The sequence below is a fragment of the Arthrobacter sp. Z5-13 genome, from assembly GCF_056499105.1.
The window spans coordinates 3,676,032-3,692,083 of record NZ_CP096460.1; the positions used below are offsets into that span (position 1 = coordinate 3,676,032).

10 protein-coding genes, 1 tRNA gene and 2 rRNA genes are annotated in these 16,052 nt (G+C 59.6%); 6 read left to right on the plus strand and 7 right to left on the minus strand.

Features of this window, described 5'->3' with window-relative positions; genetic code table 11:
• Positions 1 to 93 precede the first annotated feature (93 nt).
• From M1E02_RS17060 to M1E02_RS17070, 3 genes are all read right to left on the minus strand, one after another.
• Positions 94 to 315, minus strand: coding sequence for a hypothetical protein (locus M1E02_RS17060; protein ID WP_479375389.1), 222 nt, complete (start codon positions 313 to 315; stop codon positions 94 to 96).
• Positions 316 to 507: 192 nt separating this feature from the next.
• Positions 508 to 581, minus strand: a tRNA-Thr gene (locus tag M1E02_RS17065).
• A gap of 227 nt (positions 582 to 808) precedes the next feature.
• The gene (locus M1E02_RS17070) at positions 809 to 1,699 is read right to left on the minus strand and encodes a DsbA family protein (RefSeq protein WP_479375390.1); all 891 of its coding nucleotides are present in this window, start codon (positions 1,697 to 1,699) and stop codon (positions 809 to 811) included.
• Between the two features lie 268 nt (positions 1,700 to 1,967).
• On the opposite strand from M1E02_RS17070, the gene otsA reads away from it, so the two are divergent.
• From otsA to M1E02_RS17090, 4 genes are all read left to right on the plus strand, one after another.
• Entirely contained in the window at positions 1,968 to 3,368 is a 1,401-nt protein-coding gene (otsA, locus tag M1E02_RS17075; protein ID WP_479378201.1) for an alpha,alpha-trehalose-phosphate synthase (UDP-forming), read from the plus strand.
• Positions 3,358 to 4,218 carry a trehalose-phosphatase gene (gene otsB / locus M1E02_RS17080; RefSeq protein ID WP_479375391.1) on the plus strand — a complete coding sequence of 287 codons (861 nt, stop codon included), beginning with the start codon at positions 3,358 to 3,360 and terminating at the stop codon, positions 4,216 to 4,218. The genes otsA and otsB overlap by 11 nt, the downstream gene beginning before the upstream one ends.
• A gap of 237 nt (positions 4,219 to 4,455) precedes the next feature.
• Positions 4,456 to 5,538: an ABC transporter ATP-binding protein gene (locus M1E02_RS17085; protein WP_479375392.1), complete on the plus strand. Its 1,083-nt coding sequence runs from the start codon at positions 4,456 to 4,458 to the stop codon at positions 5,536 to 5,538.
• A gap of 131 nt (positions 5,539 to 5,669) precedes the next feature.
• On the plus strand, positions 5,670 to 7,088 hold the full coding sequence (locus M1E02_RS17090) for a DUF4032 domain-containing protein (protein ID WP_479375393.1): 1,419 nt from the start codon (positions 5,670 to 5,672) through the stop codon (positions 7,086 to 7,088).
• A 71-nt stretch (positions 7,089 to 7,159) separates the two neighbouring features.
• On the opposite strand, the gene M1E02_RS17095 is transcribed toward M1E02_RS17090, so the two are convergent.
• Entirely contained in the window at positions 7,160 to 8,497 is a 1,338-nt protein-coding gene (locus M1E02_RS17095; protein ID WP_479378202.1) for an FAD-binding oxidoreductase, read from the minus strand.
• 348 nt (positions 8,498 to 8,845) lie between these two features.
• Between M1E02_RS17095 and M1E02_RS17100 the strand changes: the two genes are divergently transcribed.
• Both M1E02_RS17100 and M1E02_RS17105 read left to right on the plus strand, forming a co-directional pair.
• The gene (locus M1E02_RS17100) at positions 8,846 to 10,606 is read left to right on the plus strand and encodes a glycoside hydrolase family 13 protein (protein WP_479375394.1); all 1,761 of its coding nucleotides are present in this window, start codon (positions 8,846 to 8,848) and stop codon (positions 10,604 to 10,606) included.
• A gap of 3 nt (positions 10,607 to 10,609) precedes the next feature.
• Positions 10,610 to 11,644 (plus strand): LacI family DNA-binding transcriptional regulator, encoded by a 1,035-nt coding sequence (locus M1E02_RS17105; protein WP_479375395.1) that lies wholly within the window; start codon positions 10,610 to 10,612, stop codon positions 11,642 to 11,644.
• Between the two features lie 20 nt (positions 11,645 to 11,664).
• Here M1E02_RS17105 and M1E02_RS17110 read toward each other — a convergent pair whose 3' ends face one another.
• From M1E02_RS17110 to M1E02_RS17120, 3 genes are all read right to left on the minus strand, one after another.
• Positions 11,665 to 12,156: an SRPBCC domain-containing protein gene (locus M1E02_RS17110; RefSeq protein ID WP_479375396.1), complete on the minus strand. Its 492-nt coding sequence runs from the start codon at positions 12,154 to 12,156 to the stop codon at positions 11,665 to 11,667.
• A gap of 106 nt (positions 12,157 to 12,262) precedes the next feature.
• Positions 12,263 to 12,379: ribosomal RNA gene (rrf, locus tag M1E02_RS17115) — 5S ribosomal RNA — on the minus strand.
• A 245-nt stretch (positions 12,380 to 12,624) separates the two neighbouring features.
• A 23S ribosomal RNA gene (locus tag M1E02_RS17120) occupies positions 12,625 to 15,760 on the minus strand.
• Between the last annotated feature and the right edge of the window lie 292 nt (positions 15,761 to 16,052).

Below are 16,052 nucleotides of genomic sequence, written 5' to 3' on the forward strand. Positions count from 1 at the left end.
GAAGAATAGTGTGTTCAACCCAACAAATTACGTCGGCAGAAGACAGTTAGAGTCGCAGCGCCGGGGCGCCTGATCAGGGTGGCGCCGCACCAATCAGACGGACTCCTCTGGAGCTCTGACTGCTGCTTCATGGGCTTTCCTCGCATGGTCTCCAGCCACCGATACACCGCTAAGCGCCGGCAACCATGCCCAGCGGGTGACATCAGCCAGCTCAGACCTGCCTTCCATCAAGGGCCCTGTCAGTGCCAGCTTCGCCTTCCGCTCCATCCAGGACCGCAGCCATGAACGCATCCGCGGCAATGTCGAGTTGGTCATGCTGACAAACTAGGCCCGAATTATTGTGGGGACGTTTCCGCACGGTCTCCAAGGGGTTACATGTTCACTGGCCGTTAAGTTGAACAGGCGCGATCATTTCGCTCGAGAGCCGCGCCGCACCGTACCACCGGGATGACATCGCCAAGGCCGCTAAAGAGTTGCTTGAGCTGATCGACGCCGAGTAGGAATCTGAGCCCCCTGTCGGATTCGAACCGACGACCCCCGCTTTACAAGAGCGGTGCTCTGGCCAACTGAGCTAAGGAGGCGTTGCGCCGGCATAGGCGACTGCCCGTCAGAAACAGTCCGTCAATTCGGCGCTAGACAAGGTTATCCCACGGACGGGCTGCAGGTAAAAACGGAGCCGCCAAGGGCTCATGAACCCGGGTTCAGACGAGGGTTTTCAAAAGAGGGTTTTCAAACGAAAGGCCCAGCTCCGGAATCTTCCGAAGCTGGGCCTCTGCCCGGCGACTACCCAGGAGACGAATCCCTCGGGTTAGCCCTTGGCGTCAATCGCTGTCTGGACGAACGGGATGAGGTCGACATTTGCGTTGTCGCCCTTGCCCCACTGCTTTCCATCAACAAATGCGGTCGGAGTTCCGGAGACGCCTGCTGCTGCGGCGGCCTGAGTCGCGTACTTCACATAAGGACGGAACACTTTGTTGTCAACGCAGCTGTCGATGTTCTTTGCCCCCACCTCCGTGGCAAGGCCCTTCAACTCGTTGTCGGAGAGGCCCGAGCCACCTTCCTTAGGTTGCTTTTCGAAGAGCGTATTCAGGAAGTCAGCGTATTTCTCGGGGGACTCGTTCACTACACAGGCGGCGGCATTGGCTGCCCGTGAGGAGTAGTTGGTTTGCGACTTGCTGTCCAGGAAGCCCAGGGGACGGTACTCCAAGGTGATCTTGCCTTCGTTCCGGAGCTTGGTGAGGTCAGCACCGTAGGTGTCCTCAAACCTCTTGCACACCGGGCAGATGAAGTCGATGTAGACCACAACCTTCACGGGCTTGCCTGCTTCTGCGTCAGCTCCCGGAGCCTTGATTTCCGTCGGCGGGGTAGCCGGAGCGGCGGGGATGTCTGCAATGTTCACGGTTGCGGGATCTGACTTGGCAACCTCTGAATTGGCCAGCAAGGTGACACCGCCATGCACGTTTGCGTTGGCAGGGGTTGGTCCGTTGTCCGCGACGGGGGCGTTGTCCCTCATCGAGGTCGTGACCACCAGGGCGATTGCAGCCAGAATGGCCACAACGGCAACCACGATGCCCCAGCCGACCAGAAGGCGCTTGCGTTTGTCTTTCGCTACCTGTGCCTCACGGATCTTGCGGGCATGCTCGCGCGCCTCAGCAGTGCGCTCTGCCTTGGACTTCCGGAGTTCGTTTGCGGGGCTCATTAAGTTCCTCGTGTCGATCGGGTCCGGGGACCACCCGGTAGCAACTTCATTATTTTAGGCGAGAAAGCTGGGAGCTTGCACTTTCAACTTTCCCGTCCACGTTCCCAACGGACGAATAGCTCCTAAGATTCCGTGCAAGTAGTGTGGATTTGAGCCACAACAACCCCAGGGAGCACCAATGCACAGACCTGCACGCGGGACAAACGATGTACAGGCAGGTGGGGCGCCGTCCGGAAAAGGCCACGCATCTTCAGCTCAATACGATTTTATGGTGGTGTCCAACCGCCTTCCGGTGGACCGCTGCCCCAAGGAAGACGGCGACGGCTGGCGGCGCTCGCCCGGCGGACTTGTCACGGCATTGGCGCCGATGATGACCAAGACCGAAGGTGCCTGGGTGGGATGGCACGGGGCTCCTGATGAAACCGTCAAGCCGTTCAGCCACGACAACATGGACCTGATTCCCGTCCAGCTCAGCGAGGAAGACGTCGAGTTGTATTACGAAGGCTTCTCGAATGCGACGCTGTGGCCGCTCTACCATGACGTTATTGCCCCGCCGGAGTTCCACCGGACCTGGTGGGACTCGTACCGCAGGGTCAACCGCCGGTTCGCCGACGCCGTCGTGCGCCATGCCGGACACGGCGCCACAATATGGGTCCAGGACTACCAGCTTCAACTGGTACCGCGCCTGCTCCGGGAGGCCAGGCCCGACCTCCGGATCGGCTTTTTCAATCACATTCCCTTTCCCCCACCGGAGATCTTCGCCCAGTTGCCTTGGCGCCGTGCGATCATCGACGGCCTGCTTGGTGCGGATCTGGTGGGCTTTCAGAGAAACAGTGACGCCGGAAACTTCATGCGGTCCGCACGCCGGTTCCTCGGCGCGAGCGTTAAGCAGCAGCAAGTCCATGTGAAGGGTGGCGACGGCGAAATCACCCACATCGCCCGCGCCCAGGCCTTCCCCATCTCCATCGACGTGAAGCACATCGGTGAACTGGCAGCCAAGCCGGAGATCATCGAACGTGCCAAGCAGATCCGCCGGGACCTGGGCAATCCGAAGGTCATCATGCTCGGCGTCGACCGCCTGGACTACACCAAGGGGATCCGGCACCGGCTGAAGGCCTACGAGGAATTGCTGAACGAGGGCAAGGTGAAGGTGGAAGATGCCACTCTTATCCAGGTGGCAAGCCCCAGCCGTGAACGGGTTGAGCATTACCGCCTGCTGAGGGAGGAAGTCGAAGGCACGGTGGGCCACATCAACGGTACCTACGACACCATCCAGAACACGGCGGTCCGCTACCTTCACCACAGCTACCCGGTAGAAGAGATGGTGGCGCTCTACCTGGCCGCCGACGTGATGCTTGTGACGGCACTGCGTGACGGCATGAACCTGGTGGCCAAGGAATACGTCACGGCACGCACCAACAATGACGGCGCCCTGGTGCTGAGTGAGTTTGCCGGCGCGGCCGACCAACTGAAGCAGGCCCTCCTGATGAACCCGCACGATATTGACGGGCTCAAAGACACCATCATGCGGGCCGTGAATATGACAGACAAGGAAGCCGCCAGGCGGATGCGCTCCATGCGCCGTCAGATCCTGGACCACGACGTCGACCATTGGTCTGCGGACTTCCTGCACGCGCTCAACGAGAAAGTGATCCGCGATGACTCCTGATCCCATTCAGCCCGACTCCAGTGACTCCCCGGCCGCAGGCAAGGCACAGCTCACCCTGCCCCCTGAACTCCTGGAGGCCATTCGCCGGGTGGCCTGCACTGAACACCTCCTGATAGCCATGGATTTCGACGGCGTCATGGCACCTTTGGTGGATCACGCCGACGACGCGCGCGCCCTTCCCCGGTCCGCGGACGCCTTCGCGGCACTGGCTGCACTCCCCAGGACCAGTACTGCGCTGATCTCGGGCAGGGCCCTGGATAGCCTCCAGGCCGTGGCATCACCCCCACCTGAAACCCTCTTGGTCGGCAGCCACGGGGCAGAGGCATGGCTGGGACCGAACTCGGCTCAACTGACCCTCGATACCGCGCAACGCGATCTCCTCGCGGATGTCCGGAGAATCATGGAAGAGATCGTCGACGTCGCTCCGGGCACGCTGCTCGAAGACAAACCGGCAGGAGTAGTCCTCCACACAAGGCTCGCTTCCGACGACGTTGCCGAGGACGCCGTCGCCGCAGCCCGGGCCGCCCTTCAGGACCGGGACGGTGTCTACCTGAAAAACGGCAAGCGGGTTCTTGAATCTTCAGTGGTTCATGCCTCCAAGGGAGAAGGAATGGAATTCCTGCGGCGGTCCTCGGGGGCTACCGCTGTGGTCTTTGCAGGGGACGACGTCACGGACGAAGACGCCTTAGGGCGGCTTGTCCCCGGCGACCTGGGCCTCAAAGTCGGTTTCGACTTTACCCAGGCCGAGTTTCGGGTGGAGGCCCCTGCTCAGGTAGGCGAATTCCTTGAGGCCCTCCTTCGGGAGAGGACCCGCTTCCTGGGCCTCGGTGATGCTGCGGAAAGTGCCTAAGCGGAAGAGACGGAAAGCGCCGGGTGCGGGCAATCACAAGTGACATTCGTAACACTTATGACCGAATTCACTTTTTCTGACATACTCTTCAAGGTGATGTGGCGCACATAACCGTGCGGCATCATTCGATGCTCCCCGGCTTCCTTTAGCGGAAAACGGGGAGCATATAACTGAATTACATGAACCATTCACTACGGATCGTCCGGCACGTACCTGCCGGTGAAGGGATTGATAACTGTGGCAACAGTTACTTTTGATAACGCTACGCGTCTGTACCCGGGCACAGAGAAGCCCGCTGTTGACAAGCTCAACATTGAAATCGCCGATGGCGAGTTCCTGGTCCTCGTTGGACCCTCCGGCTGTGGCAAGTCCACTTCCCTCCGCATGCTTGCGGGGCTGGAAGACGTAAATGCCGGCCGCATCCTCATCGGTGACCGCGATGTCACCGATGTTCCGCCGAAGGACCGCGACATCGCGATGGTTTTCCAGAACTACGCGTTGTACCCGCACATGACTGTTGCTGACAACATGGGCTTCGCACTGAAGATCGCCGGCGTTTCCAAGGAAGAGCGCGCCGAGCGCGTTCGCGAAGCCGCCAAGCTTCTTGACCTCGAGCCGTACCTGGACCGCAAGCCGAAGGCACTCTCCGGCGGTCAGCGCCAGCGTGTTGCCATGGGCCGCGCCATCGTGCGTAACCCGCAGGTGTTCCTCATGGATGAGCCGCTCTCCAACCTGGACGCCAAGCTCCGCGTCCAGACCCGTACCCAGATCGCATCCCTGACCCGTCGTCTTGGTGTCACAACCGTCTACGTGACCCACGACCAGGTTGAGGCCATGACCATGGGCGACCGCGTTGCTGTTCTCAAGGACGGTCTGCTGATGCAGGTCGACACACCGCGCAACCTCTATGACAAGCCGACGAACGTTTTCGTTGCAGGCTTCATCGGCTCCCCCGCCATGAACCTCCTCGAGCTCCCCGTCGTCGACGGTGGCGTTCAGTTTGGCGGAACGGTTTACCCCGTTCCCCGCAACATTCTCGAAGAGGCGCACGGCAGCACCGTAACCCTCGGATCCCGTCCGGAAGACCTCGAGACCGCCCCCACCGGCGAAGGCCTCAAGGTTGAAGTTGACGTTGTCGAAGAGCTCGGCGCCGACGCCTACGTCTACGGCCACACGACGCTTGACGGCAAGGACCACGACATCGTGGCACGCGTCGACGGCCGCCGCCCTCCGATGAAGGGCGAGGTCATCTACGTCCGTCCCCAGTCCGGCCACGTACACCTGTTCGACACCAAGACAGGCGATCGTCTGGGCGACTAGTCCCCACCGGTTCACCGGCTCACAACATGAACGACGGCGGCCCTCCTCACCGGAAGGCCGCCGTCGGGCGTTAATGCCTGGTCCTGTTCTGGATTTAGGCTCGCTGGCCCTCTCTACGGAAGAATTGCTTCATGACCGAGGAAAACAATGCCCAATGGCACGATGAACCAACTGACTACGGCCAGATCGGGAAGCTGCCTCGGTTCCAGGCCGCAAGTGCCAATGATGAGAAACTCTCAGCGGTATCCAGTTCCCTGAGCATTACCGCAGCCGCAGCCGATCCAGAACTGCTGGATCTGCCGTGGCACATTGCTCTGGAGGAATGGCCGGCAGAGAGCCTGGCAGCCCTGCCCCGTGGTATCTCGCGGCACATTGTGCGCTTCGCGCACCTTGGGCATTCGGTCATCGCCATCAAGGAGACCTCGGAGCACGTGGCCCGCCACGAATACCACATGCTCCGGAAGCTCGCCCGGCTCGATGTCCCGTGTGTGGAACCCGTTGCGGTCATCACAGGCCGCACCACCCCGGACGGCAGGCCTTTGAACCCCGTTCTGGTCACGCGACACCTGAAGTTCTCCATGCCATACCGGGCCCTGTTTTCGCAGATGCTCCGCAAAGACACCCTTACACGCCTCATCGATGCCCAGGCACTGCTGATGGTACGGCTTCACCTGATCGGGTTTTATTGGGGCGACGTTTCGTTGTCCAACACCCTGTTCCGCCGTGACGCCGGCGCCTTCGCTGCTTACCTTGTGGATGCCGAAACCGGGGAACTCTATCCGGACCTCTCCACCGGGCAGCGCGAGTACGATCTCGAAATAGCCCGAGTGAACATCGCCGGAGAACTGATGGACCTCCTCGATGGCGGTCTTATTGAGGACAAGGTGGATCCTGTCGCCACCAGCGAGCTCATCATGGACAGCTACCGGCGGTTGTGGGCAGAGCTCACGGAAAAGGAATCCTTCGAACTTGGTGAGCGGTGGCGGGTAGGCGCACGCATCCGTCGCCTGAATGAACTGGGTTTTGATGTGGAGGAATATGCCATCAAGACCACCCAGAATGGCTCAACCATCCAGCTGCAGCCAAAGGTAGTGGACGCCGGCCACCATCAGCGCCGCCTGCTGCGTCTGACGGGCCTGGATGCCCAGGAAAACCAGGCCCGTCGGCTCCTCAACGACATGGATACCTTCCGCGCGGACAACAACCCCGGGATGGACGAGGAATATAGCGCCCACCTTTGGGTCAGCCAGATCTTCGAACCGATCGTCCGCTCCATCCCCCGGGATCTCTCCGGGAAGCTGGAGCCAGCCGAAGCCGTTCACGAGGTCCTGGAGCACCGCTGGTACATGTCCGAAAAGCAGGAACGCCACATACCGCTGGCCGAGGCCGTCCAGTCCTATATCGACTCCATCCTCCGCCATCGCCGCGACGAGGCTGCCATCATGCTGAATCCCGATACCGGGCTGCTGAGAATCCTGGAAGTTGAAACCGAAGACTCACGGTACGGCGCCGATGAATCCATCGACGAGTATCCCGACGTCGACGACTGACTACTTCGCCGGCCTCGCGGCCGGCGTTTTAGCGCTGGCGGGTTAAAAGGGTTCAGCTTAGCCATCCTGCCTTAGATGGCCTTACCGGGGTTGAGAATTCCCAAGGGGTCAAAGAGTTCTTTGATGTTGTGCTGCAACTTGCGCAGCGGTTCGGGCTGCTCGAGCCCGAGCCAGCGCAGTTTGTACTGGCCGATCCCATGCTCTCCGGTGATGGTTCCGCCCATGGCCAAGGCCACCGAGATCGATTTGTCCAAGGCCTCGTTCAGCCGCTTCATGTCATCCTCGCCCACGGAGGCATCCGCCCGTTCAACCCAGAACGTCGGGTGGAGATTGCCGTCGCCTGCGTGGGCCACCACCTTGAGCATCACTTTGAACTCAGCCGCCATCAGCTCCAGGGCGGCGATGTAGTCCACCAGCTTGGAGCGTGGAACGGCGACGTCCTCGCCCACTCTGTACTCGTCGTCCACTTCCGCGCCACGGCTGTGCCGCCGCAAGGCCACCAACCTCTCGGCTTCCTCGCTGAAGGCCGTGCTGACCAATGCCCCTCCAGCGGTCAGAACGTTCCGAATGATATCGGCTTCCACTTCTGCTCCAAAGCCATCGGTCTGGATCAGGAGCAGGGATCCTCCCCTGGCGCTCAGATCCGAACCATGGATGGCGTCCAGCTGGCGCAGGGTGGCGCCGTCAAGCAGTTCCATGATGGCTGGCTGGACCCTCGCCTTGCCGACCGCAAGGACTCCTGCTGCAGCGCTTTTGAAGTCGGGATGAAAGGACGCGATGGTCTGCACCTTCGGAGGAAGGTACCTTAGCCGGACAGTCACGCCCACAACGATGCCCAGGGTGCCTTCCGAGCCAACAAAGAGTCCCGTCAGGTCGTAGCCGGCAACCCCTTTAAACGTCTGGTGGCCTGTGTGCAGGAGTGATCCATCGGCCAGAACCACGTCCAGGGCGAGGACGGAATCCCTGGTGACACCGTACTTCGCACACCGAAGGCCTCCAGCGTTGGTTGCAACGTTGCCGCCGATGGTGGAAACCCTGTAGCTTGCCGGGTCCGGCGCATACATGAGGCCATGCTCCGCGGCGGCATCGTTGAGCCGGGAGTTGATGACGCCAGGTTCCACCACGGCTGTCTCATCCTCGGGGTTCAGGGCCAGGATACGGTTCATTCGTTCAAGGCACAGCACTACACAGCCTTCGCTCGCGTGGGCACCGCCTGAAACCCCTGTGCCTGCCCCGCGGGCAACGATCGGCACGCCGTGGCTGGCACAAAGGCGGACCACACTCTGGACGTCCTCAATCGATTCCGCCCATACGACGGCCACTGGAAGGTGGTAATCCAGCACCGGGGCCTGATCCACGGCTACAGCGGCCAGGGACAAATCATCCGAGGCAACCTTCCGAGGACCCAGCGTGCTCCGGAGCCCTTCAACAATCGTGGACACACTGCCTCCGCTTCCTGTCTCAACCCGGACTTCAGTCTAAACCGCGGCCCAGCCTCAGGGCGGCAGAACGTGTCACGCCACCGGGATCGGTCCCCAAACAACTGCAAACGCTTCCATTTTTAGTGAGAAAACAGGTCGATCGGATTGTTTATCCACTTGCTGTCGGTGGACAATCCTTGATCGGTGCCAGCGCATTTCTCCAGTCATTCAGCGGACTTAATCAGCGTGCTTCTCATTTATTGTCCATTCATTAGTGTGACATTCCATAACTGGAAGCGTTTTCAGTTTTTTCAGCCAGAGGTCTACCATCGATGCATGTCAGTCGATTCTCTACTTCAGACGCCCGCTCCTCTCGCCGGACCTTTGACCCTGATCCATGGGAAAGATGAGGCTCCGGGGTGGTGGCGCTCCGCCGTCATTTACCAGGTTTATCCACGGTCGTTCCGGGATATGAATGGTGATGGAATTGGTGACATCGCGGGAATCACCGCCGAGCTTCCGCAGCTGGCCGATCTCGACGTCGACGCCGTGTGGTTGTCACCCTTTTACCGGTCCCCTCAGCGCGATGCCGGCTACGACGTCAGCGACTACTGCGATGTAGATCCGCTCTTCGGGACTTTGACTGACTTCGACGTAATGATTGCAGAAGCCAACCGGCTGCATCTGCGAGTCATCGTGGACCTCGTCCCCAACCACTGTTCTGACCAGCATGTGGCCTTTCAGGCCGCGCTAGCCGCCGCTCCCGGCAGCCCGGAACGGGACATGTTCATCTTCCGTGACGGCACCGGCCTTTCCGGCGAAGAACCGCCGAATAACTGGGCATCCCACTTCGGCGGACCTGCCTGGACCCGGATCACTGAGCCGGACGGCACTCCGGGCCAGTGGTACCTGCACCTCTTCGACTCCTCTCAGCCGGACTTCAACTGGGACAACCAGGCGGTCCATGAAGAGTTCGAGCGGGTCCTGCGCTTCTGGCTTGACCGCGGCGTCTCAGGTTTCCGGGTTGATGTCGCCCATGCACTCGTCAAAGCGCCTGGTCTTCCGGATTGGGGAGGCAGGGCAGACGGCGGCAGCTCCGACGGATTCCCCGGCCATGAAGCCCCAATGTTCGGTCAGCCTGCTTTGCACGCCATTTATCGCAAGTGGCGCCTGATTCTGGAGAGCTATGGCCCAGACAGGATCCTCTGTGCAGAGGCCAATGTGGATCCGCTGCCGCGTCTGGCTGACTGGGTCCGTCAGGACGAGATGCACCAGGCCTTCAACTTCCCCTATCTTCACGCCGGGCTTGATGTCCACCGCCTTCGTGGGGTGATCACAGACTCGCTGCTGACCCTCGACGCCGTGGGGGCACCCAGCACCTGGGTCCTTTCCAACCACGACGTCGTCCGGCACGCCAGCCGGTTTGGCTACAACGGCTCTGGGCCCCGCGACGGAGACGGTATAGGGGTCTGGGATCACCAGCCCGACGAAGCCTTGGGCCGCCGCCGCGCAGCTGCAGCCTCCATGTTCATGCTGGGCCTGCCGGGTGGTGCGTACCTGTACCAGGGCGAGGAACTCGGACTTCCCGACGGCATCGATATTCCTGACGGCCAGCGGCAGGATCCCACTTTTGCCCGAACGGGCGGAGCACGTCTGGGCAGGGACGGCTGCCGAGTACCCCTGCCCTGGCGTGCAGATGAGCCGCACAACGGCTTCGGCGACGGCCAGGAGCCTTGGCTCCCCCAGCCCGAAAGCTTCAAGCAACTCGCCCGGGATGCTCAGGCTGCATCGCCGTCGTCGCACCTGAACCTTTACCGCCGCATGCTTTCCACCCGCCGGGAGCTCGGGCTGGGTGCCGGCTCCCTGTCCTGGTTGGAGCATTACTGCACCGGCTCATCCCTCGCCTATCTCAATGGCAGCACGCTGGTGGTGATGAACCTCAATCACGAGCCCCTGGAATTGCCTCCGGGAAGGGTGCTCCTGCGGAGCGGGTCTGCAACCCCTGCTAGTGACCAGTCCGTTTCCGAGCTTGGACATCGGCTAGGCTCAAATGAAACTGTTTGGATGAAGGTCACTGTCGAGGAGGCGGAGAGCTAGCGTATGGCCGGTATTAAGGACGTTGCGGAACGGGCCGGCCTCTCCATCGCCACCGTATCGCGCGCCCTGAGCGGGAAGGGACCTGTCTCCTCCCGTAGCCGGGAACGCGCCCGGGCTGCAGCAGCCGAGCTGGGTTTTGTGCCCTCCTATCACGCCTCCAGCCTGGCCTCCGGGCGGAACCACAATATTGGCGTGGTGGTTCCGTCCGTTCACCGCTGGTATTTCTCGTCGGTGATGGAGGGCATTTCAGCCACCCTGATCGACGCCGGATATGACCTCACTCTGTACAACGTGAGCGAAGGGCCCAAGCATCGCCACAGCGTCCTGAACGACTTCCTCCTCAGAAAGCGTGTGGACGGTGTCATAGCCGTAGCTCTCAAGCTCAGCGAGGCCGAGATCCGCAAGTTGCTGGCGGTCCACAGACCGATCGTTGGCATCGGCGGCACACTCCCTGGGGCTTCCAGTATCCGGATTGACGATTTTGGCCTGGCGGTGGCCGCCACTAACCACTTGATCCGTTTGGGTCATAAGCGCATTGCCCACCTGACCGGCGGATCCGTTTATGAGCAGGATTTTGAGCTGCCCGGTACCAGGCAAAGCGGCTTTGAGAAGGCCATGCGGGACGCTGGCCTCGCTGTTCGCCCCGAGTGGCACATCCCAGCCGACTTCACGATTCAAGGTGCCTACGCCAGCGCCAGGACGCTCCTGGGAAGCACGGCCGAGCGCCCTACTGCCATTTTCGCCGCTTCCGATGAGATGGCAATCGGGGCAATCCTGGCTGCCCGGGATTTCGGCCTCCGTATCCCCTATGACCTTTCCGTCATCGGCTTCGACGGCCACGAACTCGGGGAAGTGTTCGGCCTGACCACAATCGACCAGGGCGCGCGTGACCAAGGTTCTCTTGCCGTCAGCATGCTCTTGTCAGGCCTCGACGGCGATGCCGGCAACATCGCAACCGAGGCGGAATATCCGGCAAAGTTTCTGATCCGGTCCAGCACTGCAGTTCCTCCGGACGATTCTTCCTTCAAACGCCCCTAGATACGGTGCTCTGCGACGCCCTAATCCCCCGCGCCACCCATGAAGCGAACGAACCGGCCCAACACCAGTGGCCAGGCCTCGAGCCACTTGCCGCGGGCCTGCAGCGGGTCATCTGAACCTTCCCAGCCGCTGTGGACGAGTCTTAGCTCTGTTCCGCCATCAACAGCCTTGAACGCCACCCGAAGCTCTGTTGACCAGACTGCTGTGCTGTCCGGGTGCCAGCTGGCATGAAAGGAGAGCGGCGGCTGCCAATCGTCGATCGATCCCCAGACAGCGGTGCGGCCATCATCAGCCGTTTCGAGGATGAGGTTCTCTTCGAACTCCACATAGGATCCAACGCCAAAGACGCTGATGGTATCCAGGGGCCACCAGAGGTGGGTGTGCTCGGTGAAGCCAATGAACGCCTGGGAAACGGGGCCTGGCACCACCACTGTGTTCACGACGGGGTCCAGCGCTTCTGAGCCCGGCGGCAGATCGTCATCCAGCGGCGCATGGCTGAAGAGGTTGTTCATGGACACCAACTGTACCGGCCTTCGAAGACACGCTTCAGCAGCGGTTAACCGGCGTTAAAAGACTCAGGCCCCGACAATCCTTGTCAGGGCCTGAATCATAAATAGTGTCCGGCGGTGACCTACTCTCCCACACCCTCCCGGGTGCAGTACCATCGGCGCTGTGGGTCTTAGCTTCCGGGTTCGGAATGGGACCGGGCGTTTCCCCCACGCTATGACCGCCGTAACCTTTTTACCCGTTCACGCAACCCCGTTGTGTGGGGTGGTGTGGGAAGTTTGTGGTTACAACATGTTTCCTGCCCTTTTTGGGGGCAGTTGTGGTGTTGTTATTCAGTTGTGGTGTTCCCGTGGCCAGGCAAACCGTGTTCGGGTTTGTTGGTTGGGAACCACATAGTGGACGCAAGCAGTCTTGTTTTCTTTTTACCAGTGCTTGGTGTGAACGTCTTTTGAATGCCGTTCACGCATTGGTGTGTGGTGTAAGTTATCGGCCTATTAGTACCGGTCAGCTTCACGAGTCGTTAGTCCTCGCTTCCACATCCGGCCTATCAACCCAGTGGTCTGGCTGGGGGCCTCTCACACACAAGGTGTATGGAAATCTCATCTCGAAGCGAGCTTCCCGCTTAGATGCTTTCAGCGGTTATCCCATCCGAACGTAGCTAATCAGCGGTGCACTTGGCAGTACAACTGACACACCAGAGGTTCGTCCGTCCCGGTCCTCTCGTACTAAGGACAGCCCTTCTCAAATTTCCTGCGCGCGCAGCGGATAGGGACCGAACTGTCTCACGACGTTCTAAACCCAGCTCGCGTACCGCTTTAATGGGCGAACAGCCCAACCCTTGGGACCTACTCCAGCCCCAGGATGCGACGAGCCGACATCGAGGTGCCAAACCATGCCGTCGATATGGACTCTTGGGCAAGATCAGCCTGTTATCCCCGAGGTACCTTTTATCCGTTGAGCGACGGCCATTCCACAATGTACCGCCGGATCACTAGTCCCGACTTTCGTCCCTGCTCGAGATGTCTCTCTCACAGTCAAGCTCCCTTGTGCACTTACACTCGACACCTGATTGCCAACCAGGCTGAGGGAACCTTTGGGCGCCTCCGTTACTTTTTAGGAGGCAACCGCCCCAGTTAAACTACCCATCAGGCACTGTCCCTGACCCGGATTACGGGCCGAAGTTAGATGTCCAAAGTGACCAGAGTGGTATTTCAACGATGACTCCACCCGAACTGGCGTCCGGGCTTCAACGTCTCCCACCTATCCTACACAAGCCACTCCGAACACCAATACCAAACTATAGTAAAGGTCTCGGGGTCTTTCCGTCCTGCTGCGCGTAACGAGCATCTTTACTCGTACTGCAATTTCGCCGAGTTTATGGTTGAGACAGCGGGGAAGTCGTTACTCCATTCGTGCAGGTCGGAACTTACCCGACAAGGAATTTCGCTACCTTAGGATGGTTATAGTTACCACCGCCGTTTACTGGGGCTTGAATTCTCAGCTTCGCCTTGCGGCTAACCGGTCCTCTTAACCTTCCAGCACCGGGCAGGAGTCAGTCCGTATACATCGTCTTGCGACTTCGCACGGACCTGTGTTTTTAGTAAACAGTCGCTTCCCCCTGGTCTCTGCGGCCCCTGCACGCTCCGGACAGCAAGTGTCCATCACGATGGGGGCCCCCCTTCTCCCGAAGTTACGGGGGCATTTTGCCGAGTTCCTTAACCATAATTCTCTCGATCGCCTTAGTATTCTCTACCTGATCACCTGTGTCGGTTTGGGGTACGGGCGGCTAAAACCTCGCGCCGATGCTTTTCTAGGCAGCATAGGATCACCGAATCCCCCCTTACGGGAGTCCCATCAGATCTCAGGCATCATGAACAGCGGATTTGCCTACCGTTCGCCCTACATCCTTAGACCGGGACAACCATCGCCCGGCTCGGCTACCTTCCTGCGTCACACCTGTTAATACGCTTACCTCCCAGGATCAGGTCCCGCGCTCCACCAAAAACCTCACACCACAAGGGTGATCGGTCAGGTCTCGGGCGGTTAGTATCCCCTGTTCAGCATGGACGGTTTTTCGCCGGTACGGGAATATCAACCCGTTGTCCATCGACTACGCCTGTCGGCCTCGCCTTAGGTCCCGACTTACCCAGGGCAGATTAGCTTGACCCTGGAACCCTTGATCATTCGGCGGACGGGTTTCTCACCCGTCTTTCGCTACTCATGCCTGCATTCTCACTCGTGTAGGCTCCACCGCTGGTTTACACCGCGACTTCACTGCCCACACGACGCTCCCCTACCCATCCAGACGCCTGAACCACAAGGGCTTAGCAAAAATCTGAATGCCACAACTTCGGCGGTGTACTTGAGCCCCGCTACATTGTCGGCGCGGAATCACTTGACCAGTGAGCTATTACGCACTCTTTTAAGGATGGCTGCTTCTAAGCCAACCTCCTGGTTGTCTTCGCAACTCCACATCCTTTCCCACTTAGCACACGCTTAGGGGCCTTAGTTGGTGGTCTGGGCTGTTTCCCTCTCGACTATGAAGCTTATCCCCCACAGTCTCACTGCTGCGCTCTCACTTACCGGCATTCGGAGTTTGGCTGACGTCAGTAACCTTGTAGGGCCCATCGGCCATCCAGTAGCTCTACCTCCGGTAAGAAACACGCAACGCTGCACCTAAATGCATTTCGGGGAGAACCAGCTATCACGAAGTTTGATTGGCCTTTCACCCCTACCCACAGCTCATCCCCTCCATTTTCAACTGAAGTGGGTTCGGTCCTCCACGACGTCTTACCGTCGCTTCAACCTGGCCATGGGTAGATCACTTCGCTTCGGGTCTAGATCACGCCACTGCAACGCCCTATTCAGACTCGCTTTCGCTACGGCTTCCCCACACGGGTTAACCTCGCGACGTAACACTAACTCGCAGGCTCATTCTTCAAAAGGCACGCCGTCACAGCTACTTGTGATTACTCACGGCTGCTCCGACGGATTGTAAGCACACGGTTTCAGGTACTGTTTCACTCCCCTCCCGGGGTACTTTTCACCTTTCCCTCACGGTACTGGTCCGCTATCGGTCATTAGGGAGTATTTAGGCTTATCAGGTGGTCCTGACAGATTCGCACGGGATTTCTCGGGCCCCGTGCTACTTGGGATACTCTCCAGGCGGTACACAACATTTCGGTTACGGGGCTCACACCCTCTCTGGCCGGCCTTTCAAGACCGTTCACCTATGCCCGTACTCTCACCTCACTGTCCCGGCAGAGACAGAACGGAAAGTCCCACAACCCCGACCATGCAACGCCCGCCGGCTATCACACATGGAACGGTTTAGCCTGATCCGCGTTCGCTCGCCACTACTAACGGAATCACTATTGTTTTCTCTTCCTGCGGGTACTGAGATGTTTCACTTCCCCGCGTTCCCTCCACGCACCCTATGTGTTCAGATGCGGGTCACCAGATCACTCGCGCGTCTGGCGGGGTTTCCCCATTCGGAGACCCTGGGATCAAAGTCCGGTTATCGACTCCCCCAGGCTTATCGCAGATTCCTACGTCCTTCTTCGGCTCCTAATGCCAAGGCATCCACCGTGTGCTCTTAAAAACTTGACCACAAAAGATCAAAAAAACATTTCGAGAGAACCTATGGGAACCACACCACAAACACAGCCACACCCAACCCCCAAAAGAGGCAAAGGCACAACCACATCCGCAGCACAGATCCAGGTTCATATTCTTGGAAATTGCTTCTTATAAAAGATGCTCGCGTCCACTATGTAGTTCTCAAACAACAACCCCAAACCACACACCCCACACACCACCCCAAAAAGGGTTCAACGCGCATGATCGATGCAGCCAGGAAACCAGAAACAAACAAACCCGGAAAGTTACCCTCCCGGTCCTG

Bases quoted from the DNA above. Each gene is read 5' to 3' on its own strand.
- M1E02_RS17060 (WP_479375389.1), bottom strand. From the start codon at position 315: ATGACCAACTCGACATTGCCGCGGATGCGTTCATGGCTGCGGTCCTGG.
- M1E02_RS17070 (WP_479375390.1), bottom strand. From the start codon at position 1,699: ATGAGCCCCGCAAACGAACTCCGGAAGTCCAAGGCAGAGCGCACTGCT.
- otsA (WP_479378201.1), top strand. From the start codon at position 1,968: ATGGTGGTGTCCAACCGCCTTCCGGTGGACCGCTGCCCCAAGGAAGAC.
- otsB (WP_479375391.1), top strand. From the start codon at position 3,358: ATGACTCCTGATCCCATTCAGCCCGACTCCAGTGACTCCCCGGCCGCA.
- M1E02_RS17090 (WP_479375393.1), top strand. From the start codon at position 5,670: ATGACCGAGGAAAACAATGCCCAATGGCACGATGAACCAACTGACTAC.
- M1E02_RS17100 (WP_479375394.1), top strand. From the start codon at position 8,846: ATGTCAGTCGATTCTCTACTTCAGACGCCCGCTCCTCTCGCCGGACCT.
- M1E02_RS17105 (WP_479375395.1), top strand. From the start codon at position 10,610: ATGGCCGGTATTAAGGACGTTGCGGAACGGGCCGGCCTCTCCATCGCC.
- M1E02_RS17110 (WP_479375396.1), bottom strand. From the start codon at position 12,156: ATGAACAACCTCTTCAGCCATGCGCCGCTGGATGACGATCTGCCGCCG.